Origin of the sequence: Clostridium estertheticum, assembly GCF_018861295.1 — a bacterium.
GTDB classification, from domain to species: Bacteria; Bacillota; Clostridia; order Clostridiales; family Clostridiaceae; genus Clostridium_AD; species Clostridium_AD estertheticum_D.
This window is the reverse complement of sequence record NZ_JAHLDM010000045.1, coordinates 1-21,815: the sequence shown is the minus strand read 5'-3', so window position 1 is coordinate 21,815 and position 21,815 is coordinate 1. Positions and strand designations below refer to the sequence as shown.

The 21,815-nt window shown below is 31.3% G+C and carries 24 protein-coding genes and 1 riboswitch; of the genes, 12 read left to right on the top strand and 12 right to left on the bottom strand.

Annotation, left to right across the window (positions count from 1 at the left end):
- The first annotated feature begins 377 nt into the window (after positions 1-377).
- Complete coding sequence (locus KPL54_RS24915; RefSeq protein ID WP_152753857.1) at positions 378-557, top strand: hypothetical protein; 180 nt, start codon at positions 378-380, stop codon at positions 555-557.
- 446 nt (positions 558-1,003) lie between these two features.
- Here the strand turns inward: KPL54_RS24915 and KPL54_RS24910 are convergent, their stop codons facing one another.
- Positions 1,004-2,299, bottom strand: a complete 1,296-nt coding sequence (locus KPL54_RS24910; RefSeq protein WP_216109194.1) for an Nramp family divalent metal transporter — start codon at positions 2,297-2,299, stop codon at positions 1,004-1,006.
- 199 nt (positions 2,300-2,498) lie between these two features.
- Between KPL54_RS24910 and KPL54_RS24905 the strand changes: the two genes are divergently transcribed.
- Positions 2,499-2,963, top strand: coding sequence for a metal-dependent transcriptional regulator (locus KPL54_RS24905; protein ID WP_216109193.1), 465 nt, complete (start codon positions 2,499-2,501; stop codon positions 2,961-2,963).
- Positions 2,964-3,019: 56 nt separating this feature from the next.
- On the opposite strand, the gene KPL54_RS24900 is transcribed toward KPL54_RS24905, so the two are convergent.
- The 6 genes from KPL54_RS24900 to KPL54_RS24875 all read right to left on the bottom strand — a co-directional run bounded on the left by KPL54_RS24900 (position 3,020) and on the right by KPL54_RS24875 (position 8,414).
- A complete protein-coding gene (locus KPL54_RS24900; protein ID WP_216109192.1) occupies positions 3,020-3,799 on the bottom strand; it encodes an ABC transporter permease in 780 nt (259 codons plus the stop codon).
- A gap of 9 nt (positions 3,800-3,808) precedes the next feature.
- On the bottom strand, positions 3,809-4,570 hold the full coding sequence (locus KPL54_RS24895; protein WP_216109191.1) for an ABC transporter permease: 762 nt from the start codon (positions 4,568-4,570) through the stop codon (positions 3,809-3,811).
- Positions 4,563-5,486: an ABC transporter ATP-binding protein gene (locus tag KPL54_RS24890; protein ID WP_253203787.1), complete on the bottom strand. Its 924-nt coding sequence runs from the start codon at positions 5,484-5,486 to the stop codon at positions 4,563-4,565. Before KPL54_RS24890 ends, KPL54_RS24895 begins: the two co-directional genes overlap by 8 nt.
- A gap of 292 nt (positions 5,487-5,778) precedes the next feature.
- Positions 5,779-6,720 (bottom strand): sensor histidine kinase, encoded by a 942-nt coding sequence (locus tag KPL54_RS24885; protein ID WP_216109198.1) that lies wholly within the window; start codon positions 6,718-6,720, stop codon positions 5,779-5,781.
- 17 nt (positions 6,721-6,737) lie between these two features.
- A complete protein-coding gene (locus KPL54_RS24880) occupies positions 6,738-7,436 on the bottom strand; it encodes a response regulator transcription factor (RefSeq protein WP_216109190.1) in 699 nt (232 codons plus the stop codon).
- Between the two features lie 99 nt (positions 7,437-7,535).
- Positions 7,536-8,414 carry a CPBP family intramembrane glutamic endopeptidase gene (locus tag KPL54_RS24875; protein ID WP_216109189.1) on the bottom strand — a complete coding sequence of 293 codons (879 nt, stop codon included), beginning with the start codon at positions 8,412-8,414 and terminating at the stop codon, positions 7,536-7,538.
- A gap of 92 nt (positions 8,415-8,506) precedes the next feature.
- Here KPL54_RS24875 and KPL54_RS24870 point away from each other — a divergent pair, with 92 nt between their 5' ends.
- The 4 genes from KPL54_RS24870 to KPL54_RS24855 all read left to right on the top strand — a co-directional run bounded on the left by KPL54_RS24870 (position 8,507) and on the right by KPL54_RS24855 (position 11,926).
- Entirely contained in the window at positions 8,507-8,917 is a 411-nt protein-coding gene (locus KPL54_RS24870) for a hypothetical protein (RefSeq protein ID WP_216109188.1), read from the top strand.
- 60 nt (positions 8,918-8,977) lie between these two features.
- The gene (locus KPL54_RS24865) at positions 8,978-9,592 is read left to right on the top strand and encodes a methyltransferase family protein (protein ID WP_216109187.1); all 615 of its coding nucleotides are present in this window, start codon (positions 8,978-8,980) and stop codon (positions 9,590-9,592) included.
- 132 nt (positions 9,593-9,724) lie between these two features.
- A riboswitch (M-box (ykoK) riboswitch) is annotated at positions 9,725-9,914 on the top strand.
- A 236-nt stretch (positions 9,915-10,150) separates the two neighbouring features.
- The gene (locus KPL54_RS24860; protein ID WP_253203785.1) at positions 10,151-11,140 is read left to right on the top strand and encodes a magnesium transporter CorA family protein; all 990 of its coding nucleotides are present in this window, start codon (positions 10,151-10,153) and stop codon (positions 11,138-11,140) included.
- A gap of 480 nt (positions 11,141-11,620) precedes the next feature.
- Positions 11,621-11,926 carry a hypothetical protein gene (locus KPL54_RS24855; RefSeq protein ID WP_216109186.1) on the top strand — a complete coding sequence of 102 codons (306 nt, stop codon included), beginning with the start codon at positions 11,621-11,623 and terminating at the stop codon, positions 11,924-11,926.
- Positions 11,927-12,172: 246 nt separating this feature from the next.
- Here the strand turns inward: KPL54_RS24855 and KPL54_RS24850 are convergent, their stop codons facing one another.
- Positions 12,173-12,682: a GNAT family N-acetyltransferase gene (locus KPL54_RS24850; RefSeq protein WP_216109185.1), complete on the bottom strand. Its 510-nt coding sequence runs from the start codon at positions 12,680-12,682 to the stop codon at positions 12,173-12,175.
- A 573-nt stretch (positions 12,683-13,255) separates the two neighbouring features.
- Here KPL54_RS24850 and KPL54_RS24845 point away from each other — a divergent pair.
- A complete protein-coding gene (locus KPL54_RS24845; RefSeq protein ID WP_216109184.1) occupies positions 13,256-13,993 on the top strand; it encodes a site-2 protease family protein in 738 nt (245 codons plus the stop codon).
- A 244-nt stretch (positions 13,994-14,237) separates the two neighbouring features.
- Here the strand turns inward: KPL54_RS24845 and KPL54_RS24840 are convergent, their stop codons facing one another.
- From KPL54_RS24840 to KPL54_RS24830, 3 genes are all read right to left on the bottom strand, one after another.
- On the bottom strand, positions 14,238-14,963 hold the full coding sequence (locus tag KPL54_RS24840) for an AAA family ATPase (protein WP_216109196.1): 726 nt from the start codon (positions 14,961-14,963) through the stop codon (positions 14,238-14,240).
- A 101-nt stretch (positions 14,964-15,064) separates the two neighbouring features.
- Positions 15,065-15,886, bottom strand: coding sequence for an FtsX-like permease family protein (locus KPL54_RS24835; protein WP_253203783.1), 822 nt, complete (start codon positions 15,884-15,886; stop codon positions 15,065-15,067).
- A 95-nt stretch (positions 15,887-15,981) separates the two neighbouring features.
- On the bottom strand, positions 15,982-16,338 hold the full coding sequence (locus KPL54_RS24830; protein WP_216109183.1) for a hypothetical protein: 357 nt from the start codon (positions 16,336-16,338) through the stop codon (positions 15,982-15,984).
- A gap of 489 nt (positions 16,339-16,827) precedes the next feature.
- On the opposite strand from KPL54_RS24830, the gene KPL54_RS24825 reads away from it, so the two are divergent.
- Positions 16,828-17,403, top strand: coding sequence for a recombinase family protein (locus KPL54_RS24825; RefSeq protein ID WP_216109182.1), 576 nt, complete (start codon positions 16,828-16,830; stop codon positions 17,401-17,403).
- Positions 17,404-17,579: 176 nt separating this feature from the next.
- Here KPL54_RS24825 and KPL54_RS24820 read toward each other — a convergent pair whose 3' ends face one another.
- Positions 17,580-18,314 (bottom strand): AAA family ATPase, encoded by a 735-nt coding sequence (locus KPL54_RS24820; protein ID WP_216109181.1) that lies wholly within the window; start codon positions 18,312-18,314, stop codon positions 17,580-17,582.
- An 841-nt stretch (positions 18,315-19,155) separates the two neighbouring features.
- Between KPL54_RS24820 and KPL54_RS24815 the strand changes: the two genes are divergently transcribed.
- The 4 genes from KPL54_RS24815 (at position 19,156) to KPL54_RS24800 (ending at position 21,281) form a co-directional block, all read left to right on the top strand.
- Positions 19,156-19,608: a hypothetical protein gene (locus KPL54_RS24815; RefSeq protein ID WP_216109180.1), complete on the top strand. Its 453-nt coding sequence runs from the start codon at positions 19,156-19,158 to the stop codon at positions 19,606-19,608.
- 21 nt (positions 19,609-19,629) lie between these two features.
- Entirely contained in the window at positions 19,630-20,031 is a 402-nt protein-coding gene (locus KPL54_RS24810) for a hypothetical protein (RefSeq protein WP_216109179.1), read from the top strand.
- Between the two features lie 554 nt (positions 20,032-20,585).
- The gene (locus KPL54_RS24805) at positions 20,586-20,864 is read left to right on the top strand and encodes a recombinase family protein (protein ID WP_216109178.1); all 279 of its coding nucleotides are present in this window, start codon (positions 20,586-20,588) and stop codon (positions 20,862-20,864) included.
- Positions 20,865-21,071: 207 nt separating this feature from the next.
- Positions 21,072-21,281: a hypothetical protein gene (locus tag KPL54_RS24800; protein WP_216109177.1), complete on the top strand. Its 210-nt coding sequence runs from the start codon at positions 21,072-21,074 to the stop codon at positions 21,279-21,281.
- Positions 21,282-21,815 lie beyond the last annotated feature (534 nt).

The following is a 21,815-nucleotide window of genomic DNA, read 5'->3' as shown; positions in this document are numbered from 1 at the left end:
TATTGACAACGTAAATGATATGAATAGAACAATTGATTTTCAAAACAATGAGCTAATAGATAAAGATGTTCAATATGGCTTTGGAAAAGATCAATTACAACCATGGTTTGACTCTTTTATGAAGGGTAAGTCTACGATAGATACATTTTTTTAGTGTATTCAACCGCTAACATGTAATCTACGAAATCATTCTGCCTAGTTGGTAAGTTATAACTATCTATAGTGTCAGTTCTAATTGATTTATCCAAGACTGTCCACCTCCATGTATTTATGTTATAATATTCCTATGAGAAAAGGTTAATAGTGTCGTGTTCCACCTCCAAGTTTTCTCAAACCATAAGGAACTGTTGAGGTTACTGTGACATAGGAGGTGGAAAGTGAGTGATACAGTTTTAATAGTATTATTTTTATGCGTTACTATATTAGGATTGGTTAGTATAATATCAATTTCCGAACATAGTAAGGACAAGCTAAATGTAAAAGCAAAATTATCAATTAAAAATATAGCTGATAGTGAAGTTGCTATTAGTAGTGAAGATAAAGAATGCAAAAAATAGAGAACATACTTTTACAAGAAGTATGTTCTCGGGTGTAGTCTGCGTTATTAACCCATAATAACTTTATAGAACCTCAACAGTTCCTTTATATTTATTATATCACACTTCTTAAAAACTTAAACATTTATTTTTCAAACTTCTTATATCGACTCTCTAATATTCACTCTGCTGAACGAAAGAGGGCTTGGTCAATAATCTACATCTAAGAATATTCACATACCTCTACGGTCATCTACGCTCCATGAAAAAGAAAGTCTAACTACTACTTTTTTACTTGTCGCATAGCTCGTACTATGCCCAAAGTATATGACATTTATTAGAGGGTTTTGATAGATTTTTAATACTTCAGGCCCCTCTTAGTCTGATGTTGTTAAACTTTTAACGCAATTTGCATATTATCAATGATTAAATAGCTTCTTCGATTAGCGTTTTACTGCCAGTGTCCCTTATACGCTACCAGTGAAAGTCAGGTAAACTAAAACTGCATTTAAGGCTAAAATAACACTTGTTATAACCCAACCAGCAATTTTAGTTGGACGTTTGTTTACTAAGCTTCCCATTAAATCTTTGCGACTAGTAATCAGCAACATAGGCACAATGGCGAATGGAAGGGCAAAGCTCAATGCAACTTGACTCATTATTAGAGCATACATTGGGTTAACACCTAAAGCTATGATAATTAAGGCCGGGGCCATAGTAATTAATCTTCGTAACTTGATGGGAATACTAAGGCCAATGAAACCTTGCATAATAGTTTGCCCAGCCATAGTACCCACTGCGGAGGATGACAAACCCGATGCTAGCAATGCAATCCCAAAAGCTCCACTGGAAAGTGTTCCAAGAAGAGGTTCTAATGATCTTTGTGCTTGTTCAATTGTCTCTACAACTACACCATTTCTAAAAAATACTGCTGCAGCAACAATAACCATAGCAGCATTGACAACAAATGCTATATTCATCGCAATGGTGATATCAATATTCGCCATACGTAAATGTTTGCGTTTTTGTTCGTCAGTATCATCACTTTTACCTCTGCTCTGAACTAATTGCGAGTGTAGATATATTACGTGAGGCATTACGGTTGCCCCTAACATTCCAACGGCTATTAAGACAGCTTGACTATTTGGAAGTGACGGAATTAGCGTGTGGATACCTACTTGTACCCAGTCCGGCTTAGCTAAAACCAATTCAATAGTGTATGCAATGGTTATGATCGCCACTAATATACCAATAATTACCTCAACAACCCTTTGGCCATATTTCTCCATGCAGACGATTAGGTAAGTAAGTGCTGCTATGATGAGCCCATCATAAATCATAGGGATTCCAAATAGTAAATATAATCCTAATGTTCCACCAAGAAACTCTGCTAAATCTGTGGCCATAGCAGCGAGTTCCGCTTCAATCCAAAAGAACCAGTTAGTTTTGCGGGAGAATACTTTCGAACACATTTCTGGTAAATTGTGGCGCGTTGCGATTCCTAATTTCGCAGACATACTTTGTAAAAAAAGACCCATTAGGTTACTCCAAAGAATTACCCAAATTAGACTATAATTAAAGACTGAACCACCACTAATATTCGTTGCGAAGTTGCCTGGATCTATGTAGGCAACACTTACTATAAACGCAGGACCTAAAAACTTCAGTACCTCTTTAAACTTACTTAAAGTTTCCTTGCCATTATATATAACCTTTTTTGGCTCAGTTAAATTTACATCAATTAAGTTTTTATCACTTTCCATAAAGTACATCACCCTTCATAAATAATTATTTTAGTTATAGCAAAAAGAATTAATAACAGTTAACATTATTAGTCGGTACTAACTTTATTTCTCTAATATAAGATATGTTATGATTTTTATAATGCTACACTAAAGTAATCAAACTATATATTAAGCATATAATTTATATAATAAACTATATTTTAAAGTGGGTGAAAATGTGGTAAAAAACAATTTTTATACTTTTAATGAATATATGAAAAAAGAAAATAATTTGCTTACGGCTTCCATGGAAGATTACCTTGAGATGATATATAGATTATCTTTAAATACAGGATTCACAAGGATTCATGAACTTTCTAATGCACTTAATGTCCAACCGCCTTCTGCTACGAACATGGTACATAAGTTAGCAGAACTGAATCTTTTAAAATATATAAAATATGGTGTTTTAGTACTCGAAGAGGATGGAAAGAAGCTTGGAGAGACATTACTTAATCGCCATAATACTATTGAAAGTTTTTTAAGATTACTTGATGTTTCAGAGTCTGATGTTTTAGAAGAAACTGAAAAAATTGAACATACAATAAGTCCTAAAACTACGAAATGTTTTCAAGATTTTGTACAATTCATTAAGGATAATCCCCAGATAGCATCTAATTTTAAAACTTACAGAAAAGATTAACCTATTATGCTTAACATATATTATTAAAGTTAACAGTTGTACAGTTTGTGATTAGTCTATGTTCGTCTAACTGCATGTTTCTTACCCTTGTTTTTTTGCATTGCGACTCCATCCTCATAGCCTTTCATGCAAAGCAACATAACTATTGATAGAATTATCATAAAGAACATGACACCAATTTCCATCGGAACATTAAAGGTAAGAGTGCCATCTCCCGTAAACTTAATAATTCCAAGACCGGCGGTAATAGGGTAATAATCGGTCAAATTTTTACCCGCGATAAATATACCACAAAAGCCATAAACAAATGCTAAGGAGGCCCCGGCAAGAAATCCGTTTTGTTTTCGACTAAAAAATATGATGATTGGTAACACGGCCAGATAACAACAAAGTCCCAACCCGACGAGTTGTAACAACGATTTTGCTACAATAGCCGGTGACATATTTCCATGACAGAATAGCATCCCCAAGATGACTGTGCATATAAAACTAAAAAAGCCGTACAATGCAGTGACAAGACCAACCGTAATCAATTTTCCAGTCAACAATTTACGAAATGAAATAGGCACAGTCAACATATTTTTCAATGTATGGGAAGTGTACTCACGGTTTATTATGTAGCCTCCTATCAGAACAACCATAAACGGGAAAGCCATGCTGAAGTTGTTCCATATGACGCTGTTCGCATAATTCTCATACTGTAGCATTTCAGGACCTTTCATGCTGGTTTGCTGAAAAGCTGCTAAAAGTGCTGAAAATAGCACTGCCACATTGCCGACCCAAAGAATGCTGTAGCGTTTGAGCTTTTGAAACTCTGTAACAATTATATTAATCATAGTTTCCTCCTAATCTTCCTGCTTTTTGTATATTATTGAAATCATCAAAATCGATATTACCGCTATTAAACAAAGTATGCCTGCACAAACAGGAGTGGATAACATATATGGTTTTCTAATTATAGCGTTTTCTGCGGTGAGTCCACTCCAAAAAGACATCCACCAACGCATAATGACCGAAGCAGGCAATACGGTAATGAGAACACTGTTTGGGGCGAAATTCATCATACTTAATTGTATGATAAAATTGAAAATAGAATAAATGAAAGCAATTATGGTGGAAAGAATATAGCTTTTGTTGAAATAGACAATGAGAATGATAACGGGAAGGACTGAGACAAAGAACATGATACCAAGTACGACGCTTAGTCCCAATTTAAAAGCTATCCCTTCTACGGTACCCACAATTAATCCGCCGATGATAGTAGCACCTAACCCAGCTATAGAATATAGCACAGCTACAATCAATAACACGGTCAGCTTTGCTACTACGAGTTTGGTTTTATTAACCGGTATGGTTATCAAATTTTTTAGCATGTCGCTGTCCCTCTCCATAAAAAACAGGATGCTCGCCACCACACTTAGTACGCATGGCAAAAGGAGAAAATGCCCGAACATAACAACTAGCCTAAAAAGCTGCTCAAAATTCAGACGGTCTTTTGCCACTAATACTGTCATGGGTATGGGAAAGAGACAGGCTGCTAACATGGAAAATAGAATAAACCGCTGCCGTTTGATTTTAGCAAATTCGCATATTATTAAATCAAGCAATACCCTCGCCTCCAGTGACATTTTTGAAGTAATCCTCCAACGTGTCATTTTTGGTATGGGCTTCTGATACATCGATACCGTTTTCTATCCATTTACGGGTAATGGCGGCTACCTCAATTTCTGTATCGTAAAGCCGTAAATTATGATTGTCATCGACATGAAAGTTAGAAGTGTGAAAATCAACCTCTAGAATCCGGGAAGCTTGGGATGCATCTGTAACAATGAAGTGAATATATCTACTGTTTTTCTGCTGCAATTCCGCCAAACTTTTTTCTTCCAGCAAAACGCCGTTATCGATGATACCAATGTCATCCGCAAGCAAAGCCATTTCTGATAGGATATGACTGGAAATCAAAATTGTTTTACCCTGCTCAGTACTAAGCCGTTTTAAGAAATCACGGACTTCCGCAATACCGATGGGATCAAGTCCGTTGATGGGTTCATCCAAAATTAAAAGCTCTGGATCATGCATAATAGCATTTGCAATGCCCAGTCTCTGTTTCATACCAAGCGAATACTGTGAGAACAGTTTTTTATCCATATAAGACAGCCCCACCACATCCAATGCGTTCTTAATGGCATCACGGGTGGGTATTCCACGAAGCCTTGCAATAATTTTAAGGTTTTCCGTTCCAGTGAGGTTAGGATAAAAGCCTGGCGATTCGATTAGGCTACCAATTCGGGAAAGAATTTTCTTTTCGCTTTTATGAATATTTTTTCCGAAAATGTGTATTTCTCCAGCTGTAGGATTCGTAAGGCCTAGTAACATCTTCATAGTGGTAGTTTTTCCCGCACCGTTGCGTCCGAGCAAACCATAAATTCTACCTTTCTTCACATGGATGCTTAAATTGGCAACACTTTTTTGTTCACCGTACTGCTTTGTCAAATTATTTGTTTCGATTACAAAATCCTTCAAAATAGAAATCCCTCCTTTGTCTTTATAAATTAATTTTATCACCCCAACCTTGCATAAACCTTGCACGAACCTTAAATTAACCTTGAATGTCGTTAAATCATCTCCTGCGGAGCTGCAATTAACGACTTCAGAAGGAGATTTAGACTCCCACTGAAGTTTTATTTTTGTTATGGTATGTATCCTCTGGGTAGATCTCTGGGGTAGATAACCATTCTCAATTGTTATCCTCCCACTCATAGAATTGGAAGACTTTTCTTCTGAAATGTCGTTAAAGCAATAAAAAACCTGCCTTTCAGCAGGTTTTTTTATCAGCCAGTGGAAATTGTACGATGAATTCCGTTCGTTGATACTGTTCGCTTTTGACTGCAATGGAACCACCCATCTTTTCCACAAGCTGCTGCACAATGGATAGTCCCAGGCCACTTCCTTTTTCAGAACGTGCCATATCGCATTTATAGAGCCGTTCAAAGACATGTGGCAAATCTTGTTTGGGAATTCCTGTGCCATCATCTGCAACAGTAATCATTACATTAGCGGCAAGTAGGGAAACTGTAATTTCTACGTGTTTTGCCTGACTATGGGAGATCACATTCTGAATCAGATTGTTCAAAATACGAGAGTAAGCATCTGTGTCCAAATTAACCTCGATGCGCTTTTCATATATGTCAATGTCGAAATCAAGACGGGTGTTCTCGAAGATTGGAACCCAGTCTTTCAAAATATTTCGGGTTAGTTCTGTAAGTTCCACATGTTGAATTGTAAATGTTTCCTCACTTGAGTTGAGCTTAAACCATTCAAACAACACATCCACATAATCTTTCATATCGTGCGCCCTCAGACGTGCGGTTTCAATATATTCTTCTCGCTCTGCACCAACTACAATGCCTTTCTGCACTGCATCCAAATAGCCGATAAGAGTTGTCAGAGGAGTACGTACATCATGAGAAAGACTTGTCATCAATTGTCCATTCGTTTTCTCCGCTTTTTTTAAATCAATGACCTGGTCTCGAAGCTCATGAACAATATCATTCATTTTATAGCAGATAATAGAAGTCATATCGCTAGGTTTCGCCAGTATTTTTCGATTGCTGTTGCCTTGTGCGATGTCACCCAACGTTTCTGAAATATCCTTTAGTTTCAACCGTACATTGTGCACTTTGCGGTAGAGTAGCATAGAGGAAATGACAGCGACAATAGCAATAACAATCACAGCCACAAATAACGAAAGATCCACATAGCCTCCATCCATCGTTATACCTCACGGCTAAAGCGGTAGCCTACGCCTTTGACCGTCTGGATGTATATCGGATTGTTTGGATCAGGCTCAACTTGCTTTCGTAGTTTGCTGATATATCCCATGATGTTGTTGTCATCATAGGCATATTGTTCCTGCCAGATCTCTTCATATATCTGCTGCTTAGTCAGAATTCTGCCCTGATTTTTTGCAAGGTAGCAGAGAATGTCAAATTCCTTTGGGTGAAGCTCAACTTGCCCATCGCCAATGTGAACAATCCGGGTGTCCAAGTCGATAGTAAGATTCCGAAAGGAGAGCTGCTTTTGTTCCTCGCTAGGACCGCTATTTAAGGTTGTATATCTGCGAATCAAAGACAGGACGCGTGCGATAAATTCTTCGACATCAAAAGGCTTCGTCAGATAGTCATCTGCACCTGAACGTAGGCCGTTTACCTTGTCGGCACTGGCAATTCTCGCAGTAAGCATAAGCACCGGAACAGCACTCATTTTTCTTATTTTTTGGAGCACCTGAAATCCGTCCATTCCCGGCAACATGACATCCAAAACAATGAGGTTATAGTTATCTTGTCCTATCCGATTTAAGCCGTCCATCCCGTTATGGGCAAGATCAGCGGTTAAGCTTTCGTTTTCTACACATTTTTTAAGTAATTGACATAGTTCTATGTCATCATCAATAATCAAAATATTATTTTGCATACCATGACCTCCATCATTCATCCGTTTTGGGCTTCTTCCTTGTATTCACATGTTTATCTGTATTTTGGGGGATTGCCAATGCATGTCCAAAACAAACGTTTATGAACTATAATTCATTTTATCTAAATTTTTAATTTTTCGCATATTCGAAATAAAAATAAAAACTATATCTAATAGTAATATTATAATTCCTATAGTAAAAGAGTTATTAAGTAACCCCGAATTATGTGATAACCAAAAAACTTCATTTTGAGATATGCTCTTCATCTTTCCCATACTAATTACTAAAATTGAATCAAAAATATAGTGCATTATCAAAGGTGCAAAAAAAGTGTATTTTAATGCAAGCCATGCAAAAACTATAGCTAGAATTAGTGTATCAGCAACCCTTGACATGCCATGATTAGGAATATGATATAACGCCATAGCTATAGAAGGTATAATAAAATAAAGTACAACTGCTACCTTATATCCTTTTGTCGAAAGCTTTTTCTTTAAAGTTAATATTAATATTAACGGAATTCCCCTAAATACAATTTCTTCCCAAACAGGATTATGCCACTGTGCAAATATCATTTTATTCGCTAAACCATTTAAATTCATAGAATTAATATTTTTCAGTTCGCTCCATCCAGTGAAATAATTAATTCCCTTACCTATTAACTGAGACATGATTAAACCTAGAAGCCCAATAATAACAACCTTACCAAATGTTTTCTTTTTACACATATATCCTATACCCATAACATATGAAACAGCAATAATACCAAAACTAAACCATACAGGCATCGTTAGGGCAAATTTCCACTTAACTCCTGGCCAAAATATGATTAATACAGCACTATTTTCACAAATAAACTTTGAATTTATAAATTGTCCTAAAGTGGATATAAGTGGAATACAAAATATAAATACCAGTATAGCTTGGAATGATAAATTATTTGGAATTTGCTTCCAACTCTTCTTTATGTTTTTCATTTTTATGCCCCTTTAATTTACAATTATGTCTTATTGTTTTAAACTATAGTACCATTATATACTATTTATACAAACATATAGAATGTATTAATATGAGACTGTATCAATTAGGTGTACCCGATAACGATATCAAAATAAAAAAAGCAGGAGTATGTTCCGTTACTATAGGTGTAATAAATATTATCGTTCACATTTTTATTATTACACAAACAATGCCCTATACATGGGTTAATGGAGGAAGATCAGTATCATATGAATTAGCAAGACAGACGTCATTATCAAGCATCTATATAACTATTTTTAATATTATTATTTCACTTATTGCTAGCAAAATAATTCCTTTGAAAATGAATAAATTTTGGTCGAAATTTTTAACGGTATTTTTAGTGGTTACATTACCTTTAGGATTAATAGGCATTGGTGAACAATTTTTAGGTACTATGTTTGAAAAATGTTTTATGAGTATAGTGGTAATAATAATATATTTACAATTTGTGCTATAATTTAATTGTAATGGGAAAAAATGCGTACAAACATTAAATTATAAGATTGGAGTGAAAGTTTTGGATATTACTGATGTTACAAAATTTACAAATATATTTGAATATAATATATTTCTTTATGCAATTGGATTTATGTTTTTATCTGAATTTATTATATGGATATTTACTGCAAGTGGAAATAAAAAAGATAGAAAAAAATCAGACAAAGGTTCAATTTGGTTAATAATTTTAGCATATTGGTTAAGTATTTATGTAAGTTATTATTTAACAAGTGCAGAAGCAAAGAAAATTGTAGGAAACCTTATACTTCCACATATATGTTATTATTTAGGTATTTTATTAATAATAGTAGGTACAATAATTCGTGATTATTCTGTATGGACATTAAAAAAAGCATTTACATTATCAGTGCAAACAACATCCGACCAGCATTTAATACAGAAAGGATTTTATCGATATGTAAGAAATCCTGCTTATACAGGGAGTATACTTAGTCTCTTAGGAATAGCATTTTCATTGAGAAATACATTTGCACCTATAATAGTCTTAATTATTTGCATATTATGTTATGGAATTAGAATAAAAATTGAAGAAAAAGCATTAAAAGAACAATTCAAACAAGAATTTGAGAATTACTATAAGAATACTTATTGCTTATTTCCGTTTATATGGTAATACAGTGTGTCATAGAGTACACGATTTTCGTATATTAAGCATTATAGGTGGACAATTAAAAATATTATTGACATCCTTTGGTTTTTCGCATAGTATAAAGTATAAGATTAAGACTAATTGAGAATAAAAATTTAATATTCTTGTTAGGTGAGGTTACTGTATAGATATATGCTACTGCCCAGAAACGTCGAGAGACGCCAATGGGTCAGCAGGTACTACCGGATTAAGGTTTTACTTAATGTAGCTGACAACATTCATATAAAATATGAATGGTTATGTTCTATGCTTTACAGTGCTAAAACTCAACGAGTGAAGAAGCTATTATTTGGTTCGTATTGAATCTCTTTACTTTGTTGTGGGGAGATTTTTTTGTTTTTATAGATATTTAAGAATATTATTTTGATAAGTATACTAAAAAGGTGGTGAATTTGAGTGGAAAGCAACCCCGATCTGTATGATATTTTTATAAATAATTTAATATTAAAAAAGAGAGGATTATGTTTTACTACTCATTTTTGTTAAGGGTAAGATCCTCTCTATAAAAAGGAGGACATTACTATGTTTATGTTAACACTACCATTCCAAAATGCAAAGAAACAACAACCTATTATAAAAGCTTTACCTACAGAGGTAAAACTAATTGAACATGAAGGGATTAAATGGGTTGATATAATTAGACCTACTAATAAGGAATTTGAGATGCTTAAAGATGTTTATGGATTTCATGAACTTTTGATAGAGGATTGTATGACTGAGCATCAAAGGTCAAAAATTGATTCCTATGAAGATTATAGCTTTATTGTACTTCACCTTCCAAAATATAGAAAAGACTGTGACAGGATTGACTCTGTAGAATTAGATATTTTTATAAGTCATGATTATGTAGTTACACTTCATGAGGGAGAATTCAAACCTTTAGTGGATTTAGCACAAAATTGCCAATTAAACGAAGCATTAAGGAAAGAATATATGGAGAAAGGTTCAGCATTATTGCTCTATGAGATCATCAAGATATTATTTGATTATTGCTTTCCTATGCTAGATAAGATTGGAGCTAAGGTTAGTGAAATAAATAAGCAAGTATTTCTTACTCGTTCTAAGGAAATGCTTGAAAATATATCAAAGACTAAAATGCAGATAATTAACTATAGAAGTGTAATTAAACCATTAAGACCCGTTGTAATAACACTCGAAAAAGATATTGTAAAATATCTTCCTAAGGATATGGATATATATTTTGATGATATTACTGATAAAATAGAAAAAATATGGGATATGCTTGAAAATTATAAAGAAGTTATTGAGTCCGCTGATAGTACCTTTGCATCACTCACAAACCACACCATGAATGGTTTGATGCGTATATTTACTATTGTCCAAGTTGCAATCTTACCTATGACTCTTGTTAGTGGACTTTTTTCTATGAATGTACAAGGGATTCCAATGCATAATTATGTAATGGCATTTTGGGTAGTATTCGGAATGATATTTATTCCAACTATATGTATTGCTGTAGTATTGCTTATTAATAAAGATAGATGGTTTTAGATTATGACGAACTTGTAAAAAATGTTGACGTAAATATTATTTATGTTTTAGGTAGCAGACATAAAATTGTCTGCTATTATTTTGCAAGTAGATGCAATATATACTTTGCATTAGAAACGATATATATATGTAATTTAAAATAGAAATTAGGATATTTAATTTGTAGTCATAGTAATGCGTATTCTTCTAAGTCGTCACAAGGAACTCCATATATATTAATACGGGGTTCCTTGCTTTAAGTGTTATATTAAAATTCTGAATGTAACACAAATGTAATTGAGTTACATTCACTTCGAGGCTATTGATCATTTTGATACAATTGTAAACATATTTAATTTATGGTAAATATGATATGATATAAAATATATATTTGCAATTAATGAGGGGTGGTTTAAATTAATATAAAAAGCACCAAATTTATAAAGGTATTGTTTTTAGTAATAGTTTTATTTCTAATAACTTTAAGGCGTACAATTATTTATGAAGAATTATAACAAATCATATTTTAAATTAAGCGTATTTTTTTCTGTTTTTTTACCTGTTTTTATTCCACTTAATCCTATTAAAGATGGAATGTTAAAATATCAATATGGATTTCCTTTCCACTTTATAACAATATATCAGTTTAAGCCAAAAAGTAACTGGCTCTTCTTTAATCTTTTTAATGGCAATGAGGGAATTGCACTAGATCCAATGCCTATCATTATTAATGCAATAATGATATATATTGTAATAGCGTATTTAGTTGATTTTTTTAATAAAATAGTAAAAAAATCTGCAAAATAAAACTAAGTTAATTCGATCTTTTCTTTTATGTGGTAACTTTTGATGAATAATTAATATATGCCAGGTCTTTTTTTTAAAACTTTATTTCAAAACTTTTTAATTATACAAAAACAAAGTGAAAGTAACACAATACTAATTGTGTTACTTTCACTTTGAGGCTATTGCTTATTACTTAAAAATTTCATTTTTAATGTAACATAATATTCTTAATTCATTCCTATTTCTTTCGATGTCTTTTATAAGTTATTATTCAGCAACTTTCATACGCCACCAAATTCCCTCGTCTGTTTCCTTGTATTTTTCCATTCCACATTTTTTCAAAACTCTGTGTGAAGCAATATTATCTTTTTCTGTTTCTGCAATGATAATAGAGACATCATGTTGACTAATAGCCCATTCAAAAATAGCCTGTGCTGCCTCGGTCATATACCCATTATTTTGATAGGTACTATTAATGCCATATCCTATTTCAACCTCACCATTTTCATCTGGACATTTCATAAAACAAGCACTACCAATAGCCTTATTTTCTGATTTCAAAATAATCTGCCAATTTGTGTACCAACAATATCTATCACTGTTTTTTACAGCTTCTTGATATAATCCCTTCATTGCTTCTTGAGTATGTCCATCTAAACATTCATTTGAAGCATTTAATTTTAACTCCTTCTCCATTTTATCAATTCCATCAAGCAATAATTTAAACTGATGAAGTGTCAAAGGTATAATTTTTAACCGTTCTGTACTTAACTCCATTTAATTTAACTCCCTTTCTATATGAATAAAATATTCTATAATTAATTCATTATTTTTTACCGTTGTGACTTAATCACTAGAAAATTATACCATTAACCACCATTTTTACAAACTATAGTTTGATGTTAAAACGATAGAATAAGCGTTTTATGTACAAGATAGGACGTTTCATGTTTAGTCCATTGAATAGAAAATTTTTATGAAGTATTATGGTAATTGATGTATAAACAAATGATGATGTTATTTTGTTAGATAAGAAAGACATAAAGGTACTAGCACCTAGCCCTTTTTTCATATACATAAGCATCTTCCCTATTGTAATTATTGAGTTTCTTTTATTAACATGTTCTGGAGAGATACGTTTATTCATATCCTCAATGATATCTATTTGGGTGATGAAGTACATAATCTTCACCGGAATCAAAAACAAAGCTTTAGGTTTTATATATAAAAGTTTACCGATTTGACATTATAGAAACTTATCAGGAAGTAGATTTTTCTTATCAGAAATTTAGATATATTAGGAAACGTAAGCGTCCGAATAAAATTTTTATAGATATGGAGGGAAATACCATGGTAAATACTGAAACTTTCACAAAAAAACAAAAGATAATAAGTATTTTAGCTAGTATCTTCACGGTGTTTTTTATAATTGTGGTACTAGGAATTCTTTTTAATATTTATTTAGCAATAGGTTATTTGTTTATTCTTATTATTCATGAAATGGGTCATTGCATTGCAGCGAAATTTTTGAATATAAAGATTATTTTCAGTGGGTTAACACCTTTTGGTGCATATATAGTACATGAAGATATTAAAGATTGTAAAAAATCTGCATTTGTTTCAATAGCAGGTCCTTTATTTGGAGGAATACTTGCTCTTATTTATTATTTAACTTACTCTTTTACCGGGAATTCAACACTTGTAGTCCTAAGTTTCCTTTCTGTAGTATTCAATTTATTCAATTTAATACCTGTAAAACCTTTGGATGGTGGACATATTGCAGCAATAATATCGCCTATTTTAAGTTATATAGGATTAATAGTTTTATTATATATAGTTATAATATCAAAGGATAGGATTTTTTTGATTATTTTATTGGCAATAGGCATAGGCAACACTTATGAACAAAGCAAAGCATATTACAATAATAAGGATTTTAAAGTAGATAGAAATACTAAAGCCAAGTATACATTATGCTATGGTACATTGCTATTATTATTAGGTCTTAGTACATTGTACTTTTATAGTAATATTGATGCATCAATTATAGATATTATAAGAATTAAATCTCATATTCCGACTAGATAAAAGCCCTTCTAACAAATCTAGTGGCGGAGATAATGGATATCAGTGGTAAAGTTTTGATAAGATATCGGTTGTATCTGGGGGCATTGTAATAATGATACACAAAATTAGTAATAGCATCAAAGTAAACGTAATCCAATTGGTATTCTGTTACATTCAATATATTAATACACGCTATCGAGTAGGAGGCTAATCAAATAATGATTAGCCTCCTACTCGATTCAATACACGCTAATTAATTCATTATTTATTCTTCAAATAAAAGTATATTTAGCATCTTTTCAGGATTATCAAGAAACGCTTTCGTAATCTTATAATGTTCAGTATCCTTGTATTTGACTTCTTTTATACCATCACTTAATTCATAAACTATTGAATCTGGATAAGACATTATTATAGGGGAATGAGTAGCTATTATAAATTGAGAACCTTTCCGTATTAATTCATTCATTATAACAAGCAGAGACATTTGTCTTGATGGTGACAATGCTGCCTCTGGTTCATCTAAAATATATAAACCATTTCCACTAAATCTATTTCTAATAAGTGACAAAAAAGCTTCGCCATGAGATTGTGAATGTAGTGAAATCCCTCCATATGAACTAGAAACATCTATTTCGTCTATATTTGTAGCCACATTATAGAAACTTTCTGCTCTTAAAAAGAAACCATCATTGGGCCTTTTAACTCCTTTAACTAACTTAACGTTCTTATGTAAATCTGAATGGGTATCTTTTGTTGAAAAATTAAAATTTCTAGTTCCACCTTCTGGATTAAAACCATAGGCTACTGCAATAGCCTCAAGTATTGTTGATTTACCAGTACCATTTTCTCCTACGAGATATGTTACTTTTGGATGGAAATCCAGTATAGATAAATTTTTTATCGCTGATAAGCAATATGGGTATTTAGAAAATGATTGTATTTTTTCTCTACATAATTCAACGTGTCTTAAATATTGATCATTCTTCATTGAGTTCATTTATTATACCTCCAGTAGTGATCTAAACAATAAAAAAATATAATAGGAATAAGACATTACATTTTACAATTCTGACCAACAATATGTCTTTTTTAAACTATTAATAGCTTTTTTATAACAAAAACATTTCCTATAGCAGTTAAAATTATTCCAATAAGTATAAAGCTCCATGATATAGTTGTGAATATAAACGACGGATTTATAAAACTAATGAACAATGCTTCATAATAAGCATTTGCTTTATGATATGCAAAACTATATAAGAAATAAAGCACTATTACTGCTGACACTGCTCCTAAAAATCCAGTTAGTATTCCTTCAAGAATAAATTTCCATCTAATAAACCAATCTGTTGCACCAAGATATTGCAACATATTGATTTCATTAATTCTTGGATATATAGCAAGTTTTATTGTATTCTTAATTAAAAAGAATGTTGCGATCATAAGTATAAGGAAAAGTATCACTCCTACCCATTGAATTATTTTAATCAACCCCAAAATATTATTAGGAATGTTTTGACTACTGTTAATTTTATTTATACCTTGTACTCCTTTAAACTGAGAAATTATTTTAGATATATCATTTGGACCATCAGCTTTAATTATATATGATGCTGGTAGGCGGGAATTATTTTCAAAATTAGTATCATTTATAAAATTTGACGCTTGTATTTTTTTATATATATTTTGCTGATCAGTAATCTTTATATCATCTTTTAAAGTCACCCGTACTTCATATTGGGAGTATATACCGATAATCCCCATTCTAAGATTCAACATGAATAGCACAAATATTCCTAAAATAAATAACGATGACATTATTGAAATCATAGAGGAAATGCTAGTAATAGCATTGTTTCTAAGATTTTTTGAAGCATCTTTTGATAATAAATTTAAAGTACTAATCTTCATAATTATAACTACTCCTTTTTATCTCTTGTTAATAACCCCCACATCATTAGATATGAAGGTTACTTGCGAAGAAATATATGAAAGCTGCGAATTATTTATTTACAGTTTATTTGATAATTTCCAATAAAATTAGTATAAGTCGCTGAAAGCACATATTCTCCTTCATCATCCAAGGATACTTGTTTTAAGGAATTTTCATTGGGCTCAAAATTTTCTATTGCTTTTCCATTTGAATCAGTTAATTTTAATTTTAGAGTCCCTTCTTTAACCGAAGAATTATAGGCAACTTTAACTTTATCACCTTTTTTAGCATTAAAAGTTATTTGAGAATTGTTGCTTTTTTTAGAAGTAATATTATCTTTCATAGACCCCAAATTGGAGATGTGTGAAAATTTTATTCCTACAATACATACTATAATAATAACTACAATTCCAGCTATAGCTTTTTTCATTATTCATAATCCTTTCTTTTCTTATAATGAATTATTTCACAGGTACGTCATAAAATACATTTAATTATACCATAATTACCATAAATTGAGTATGTTATGTATTTAACCACAACCTTTAATAATTTTTTCAATGATATAATTTATATTTTTGTATAATGTATTTAGTAAAATCTTTTATTATATTATCATCAATTTGATTTAAATCTTCATTTTTAACTAAGTGCTTATTGTTCTGAATGCATCGTTTTATATAATATATTGTAAATATATTATATTAATTTTTTTGTTCTTATAAGCAAAAGAAATATCTTTCTTATTTCTTTGATGAATTCAGCAAAATATAGTTCGTTTAGTGTATACCGCAGACGAACGTGAACTAATGGCCTTTAAAGTGGCATTATATGGTGGTGAATATACATATAAATCGTTCATATAATATATGGACTTTAAACGAACGATTCAATATAATAAGTATAAAGAGGTGATTACATGCAAACATACTTCTATATCAGAGTTAGTTCAAAGGAACAAAATACTATTAGGCAAGAGGTAAAGGCAAAAGAATATAATATACCAAGGGAATGTGTTTATATAGAGAGGGTTAGTGGTAAGAACGTAACAGAAAGACCAGTGTTAACTAATCTAATGGCATCACTAAAAAACGGCGATAAGCTTATTGTGGATAGCATAAGTAGGTTCGCTCGTAATACTAAAGATCTGTTGGAACTTGTAGAACAATTAAATAGTAAGGGCGTTATATTTATATCATTAAAGGAATCCATAGACACGACAACACCTACAGGAGTATTTATGCTTACGGTGTTTGGAGCCGTTGCACAACTTGAACGTGACTACATAAAAGATAGACAGAGGGAAGGTATATCAATTGCAGTATCAGAAGGGAAATATAAAGGACGTAAGTCTATTGAAGTACCGAAATTATGGGATAAGTATTATAAGATGTATAAGGAAAATACTATAAAAGCAGTTGATGTTATGAAAATATTGGAATTAAAGAAAACTACATTCTATAAATTAATTAATCAATATGAAGAGAGCAATTAAGGTGGAACTGCAACGAGCATTTGATATTTAGGAGATCATTTATAATACATTCAAAGTAAAAAATCAACTCATTATGTTACATTCAAAATTAAATTTTTAAGAAATAGGCAATAGACCCAATGTGAAAGTAACACAATTACATTTGTGTTACTTTCACTTTGGTTTTCATAATTAATTTATTCTTCAAATAAAAGTACTTTTAGCATTTTTTCAGGATTATCAAGAAATGCTTTCGTAATCTTATAATGTTCAGTGTCTTTGTACTTCACTTCTTTTATACCATCACTTAATTCATAAATTATTGAATCTGGATACGACATTATTATAGGAGAATGAGTAGCTATTATAAATTGCGACCCTTGCTTTATTAATTCATCCATAATAACTAGCAAAGACATTTGTCTTGATGGTGACAATGCAGCCTCTGGTTCATCTAAAATGTATAAACCATGTCCACTAAATCTATTCCTAATAACTGATAAAAAAGATTCTCCATGAGATTGTGAGTGCAAGGAAACCCCTCCATATGACATAACGGCATCAATATTATCTATATTTGTGGCCATATTATAGAAGCTTTCTGTTCTTAAGAAAAAACTATCATTTGGTCTCTTAACTCCTTTAACTAATTTAAGATTTTCATATAAATCTGAATGGGTATCATTTGTTGAAAAATTAAAATTTCTAGTTCCACCTTCTGGATTAAAACCATATGCTACAGCAATTCCTTCAAGAATTGTTGATTTACCAGTACCATTTTCTCCTACGATAAATGTTACTTTCTTATGAAATTCCATTATAGATAAATCCTTTATAGCTGGCACACAATATGGATATTGCGAAAATGATTCTATTCTTTCTCTACATAGTTTAATGCATCTTAGATACTGATTATATTTCAATGAGTCCATTTATCATACCTCCAAAAGTTATAGGGGAAGTGCTCGCAAAGCGTAAATTTACAACGTTAAGCCAGTTTTTTACAATCAACACTATTATTTAAATATTCCGAGCTAGAATTAATAGACAATAGTTCTAACTCGAAAAAACATATAATATCATTGTAAAGCGCTGATACATCTAGGGTTTAATCACTAAATGATAATACGCTTATTTTTTTATTCAAAACAAGTTAGTTAAAGTACAATTATAGTATTGATAATGCTAACTAAAATAGTAATGAAAAATATTTATTAGCTAATATAAAATCTTTGAGGAAAATATTAACTTAATACTGGTATATTCAATATTTGCTTAAACATATCACCATTTTGGTAACAAATGTCTTAACGTATAAAATCCGTGTTTCGCGGTTACTACCCCTATCTACCCTAAAATGGGGAATAGGTAAATCACTAATTCAATATTCCCTTAAATATAGTCATTCCAAACCTAATTGTATATATTAATATTTCAAAGCATGGGCTATCTATTTGACATATACCAGAAATAAACAAGACGTATTTATGACACAAAAATAAACTTTTATTAAACGGGTTGTTTTTGCATTTCTATGGATGGCAATTCGAGAAATTTTTCTTGAAAATAAAGTGTATGTTACCATAATATTCTTTTCATGTCATAAAAATGACGTTTAACGTCGTTTTTATGACATAAAAAGAATATTATGGTAACATAAAAACGAAAAAGAGTTTAATAATCCAGTTATGCTTTTTTACACAAATTGTCGTCATACCCAAGAGAGGCAAAACGGACAAACTATTAAAAATAAACTACTAGGGGGAAACATTTATGTTAAAAAATAAGATTAAAAGTATTGCAATTGCATTAACTGTTGTTTTAGGGACAAGTATAGGTGCGTCAGTTCCTGCATTTGCTACTGAAACAAGTAAGAATACAATAACTAAAACAACTACAGGAACAACTACTACATTAGATTTAAGTACAATAAGCACTACTCCATACAATAATGATATGATAAAGGAGTCAAAAGGTCTTAAAAAGACTGCTGCTGTACTTATTTTGAAGAATGGTGGAAGGGGAATAGCTGTAATTGCGGAAAAAATGGGAAATGCAAAGTTTGCTAAACTATTAAAAGATAACTCTCTTGCTATTGGATCATTTTTAGAAAATATTTCAGATGCGTTTGAATCTCGTTTAGTCGGCTTTATGATTCATGAGTTAGGAATGCCTTCGGCTGCTGCAAGAGTAATTACTAGCCTTATTTGTGATGTTTTGTTATAATATAATAAAGTAGGTGATTAAATGAATACAGATGAAAAATACGAATTATTAAAATATCAGATAACGAGACTTCAATTAATGCTTTCTTACGTGATAGATGAAGATAAATCCATGTTTCATATGTTTATAATAGACAACAACATACCACAACGAAAAGTTGGTATAATCTTAAGAAGTTTAATCATATTAAAAGAGAGACTTTTTGAAAATCAAGTATCTAATGAAACAAAAAAATTAAATGATGGAGTTGAGGAGCTAAACAGTTTAGATATTGACGGAAAACCTACATACAAGGAGTATGAAAACTTTATACAGACTTATATTGATAAAAAGATTACCGTAAAATACTTACTGTTATCTTTAAAGCGTCAAGGAATAGACATAGAATTATGTGACTATTTACTGGAAGACATGAAAAAATAACAGGGAGAGGGTTGCTAAATAAGCAACTCTTTCTTTTTTTGTTCAAAAACCGTTATAAATTCCAATTACTAACCTTATAACTTCAAATTTACTTAGATCATCTTTAATATTCTCTAAATATTCCATGTCATAACACAAAGCTGAGATATTTAATGCTAGGTGCTATCAGCTACTTGGTAGCATATCTTTTCTTACTTATTTACCTCTTTCTTTACTATCATGGTATTGCATATGTACACTTTTATATACTTCTATTAATGGTTTAACAATGTTAAAGCATCACGTGAAAGTGTTAAATGTGATGTTAACGAAGAGTGCACTACTAACATAACAAATGATGAGATTGCAACTGATAAAGAGGATTTTATTATGGTAGATAAAAAAGCTATTAATGTGCTAGCCCCCCTTAACTTTTCATTAACTATTGGGAGATACTAAAATACAAATTCGAATTAACTTATATGCAATTATACTATATATAATTACATATGAAAAATTTTGCAATTTTAAACGATAAAAAGCATACAACATAATAAGTATAAAGAGGTGATTACATGCAAATATACTTCTATATCAGAGTTAGTTCAAAGGAACAAAATACTATTAGACAAGAGGTAAAGGCAAAAGAATATAATATACCAAGGGAATGTGTTTATATAGAGAGGGTTAGTGGTAAGAATGTAACAGAAAGACCAGTGTTAACTAATCTAATGGCATCACTAAAGAACGGCGATAAGCTTATTGTGGATAGCATAAGTAGGTTCGCTCGTAATAGGGGTCTCGCCAATATAAGTCTGAATCACACCAGTAGCAATTTTATAATATCTACGTAAAGCTAAATGTATTTTACGTAGATATTCATAAATGGTTTGTTATACTTTACGAATACATTTTTTAGCTTTTTTTAACCCTACATAAAGGTATACCTTTATGTAGAGTTGTTTTTTTAAAATTAAATTTATCATATATCAAAGTTGTAGAAGTACTGATATTACTTGGTTTAAGGTTGCTGTTTAGTTCTGTTGGTGTGATTCAGAGAGATGTTGGCGAGACCCCATGAGGAAGTAATTTTAAATAAAAAAGAACCCATAAATAAATCCATACTTCTTGATGAGACAGCTTCAATGGAACCAATAACCAAAGTTGGTTTAAAGAAAACAGAAAATGAAAAAATTAAAACTGAACCAAATATTGATGTAGAAATTGAAGACGATACAAGTTATGATGATATTGAAAACATATTAAAATGATTTATAATAGCTTTTAAGCTATTTAAAAATCTTAGTGTATAATCGCTAGTTCATTTGCTAAACAAAGCTTACAGATGATGTAGAAAGCAAATTTTGTTGTTTTCTACATCATCTGTAAGCTTTATTTGAGCATCCAAGCCAGGCTTACGTTCCAATTTAAGAACCTTAAACATTTCGCTGCAATCATTGATGCAATTAATGCGTAAACATTAAAGTAGGGGTAGTATACAAAAAAATGATATTTCGTACGTTAAGATCTTATGTGTAAACGACAAGGTGGGCTAGGTTTATGAAGTTTAACAAGAATTTTTTAAATTAGTTAGCATGGGTAATTTTATTGGATACACCCCTATATTTAAGTATCTTTTACGTTAAATACACTAAAAAAATGTATCTATCGTAGATTTACCTTTCATAAAAGAGTCAAACCATGGTTGTAATTGATCTTTTCCAAAGCCATATTGAACATCTTTATCTATTAGCTCATTGTTTTGAAAGTCAATGGTTCTATTCATATCATTTACTTTGTCAACT

Excerpts from the sequence above, each read along its gene's own strand:
- KPL54_RS24910 (WP_216109194.1), bottom strand. The coding sequence starts at position 2,299 with ATGGAAAGTGATAAAAACTTAATTGATGTAAATTTAACTGAGCCAAAA.
- KPL54_RS24900 (WP_216109192.1), bottom strand. The coding sequence starts at position 3,799 with ATGATTAATATAATTGTTACAGAGTTTCAAAAGCTCAAACGCTACAGC.
- KPL54_RS24880 (WP_216109190.1), bottom strand. The coding sequence starts at position 7,436 with ATGCAAAATAATATTTTGATTATTGATGATGACATAGAACTATGTCAA.
- KPL54_RS24875 (WP_216109189.1), bottom strand. The coding sequence starts at position 8,414 with ATGAAAAACATAAAGAAGAGTTGGAAGCAAATTCCAAATAATTTATCA.
- KPL54_RS24870 (WP_216109188.1), top strand. The coding sequence starts at position 8,507 with ATGAGACTGTATCAATTAGGTGTACCCGATAACGATATCAAAATAAAA.
- KPL54_RS24860 (WP_253203785.1), top strand. The coding sequence starts at position 10,151 with ATGTTTATGTTAACACTACCATTCCAAAATGCAAAGAAACAACAACCT.
- KPL54_RS24855 (WP_216109186.1), top strand. The coding sequence starts at position 11,621 with ATGAAGAATTATAACAAATCATATTTTAAATTAAGCGTATTTTTTTCT.
- KPL54_RS24850 (WP_216109185.1), bottom strand. The coding sequence starts at position 12,682 with ATGGAGTTAAGTACAGAACGGTTAAAAATTATACCTTTGACACTTCAT.
- KPL54_RS24845 (WP_216109184.1), top strand. The coding sequence starts at position 13,256 with ATGGTAAATACTGAAACTTTCACAAAAAAACAAAAGATAATAAGTATT.
- KPL54_RS24840 (WP_216109196.1), bottom strand. The coding sequence starts at position 14,963 with ATGAAGAATGATCAATATTTAAGACACGTTGAATTATGTAGAGAAAAA.
- KPL54_RS24835 (WP_253203783.1), bottom strand. The coding sequence starts at position 15,886 with ATGAAGATTAGTACTTTAAATTTATTATCAAAAGATGCTTCAAAAAAT.
- KPL54_RS24830 (WP_216109183.1), bottom strand. The coding sequence starts at position 16,338 with ATGAAAAAAGCTATAGCTGGAATTGTAGTTATTATTATAGTATGTATT.
- KPL54_RS24825 (WP_216109182.1), top strand. The coding sequence starts at position 16,828 with ATGCAAACATACTTCTATATCAGAGTTAGTTCAAAGGAACAAAATACT.
- KPL54_RS24820 (WP_216109181.1), bottom strand. The coding sequence starts at position 18,314 with ATGGACTCATTGAAATATAATCAGTATCTAAGATGCATTAAACTATGT.
- KPL54_RS24815 (WP_216109180.1), top strand. The coding sequence starts at position 19,156 with ATGTTAAAAAATAAGATTAAAAGTATTGCAATTGCATTAACTGTTGTT.
- KPL54_RS24810 (WP_216109179.1), top strand. The coding sequence starts at position 19,630 with ATGAATACAGATGAAAAATACGAATTATTAAAATATCAGATAACGAGA.
- KPL54_RS24805 (WP_216109178.1), top strand. The coding sequence starts at position 20,586 with ATGCAAATATACTTCTATATCAGAGTTAGTTCAAAGGAACAAAATACT.
- KPL54_RS24800 (WP_216109177.1), top strand. The coding sequence starts at position 21,072 with ATGTTGGCGAGACCCCATGAGGAAGTAATTTTAAATAAAAAAGAACCC.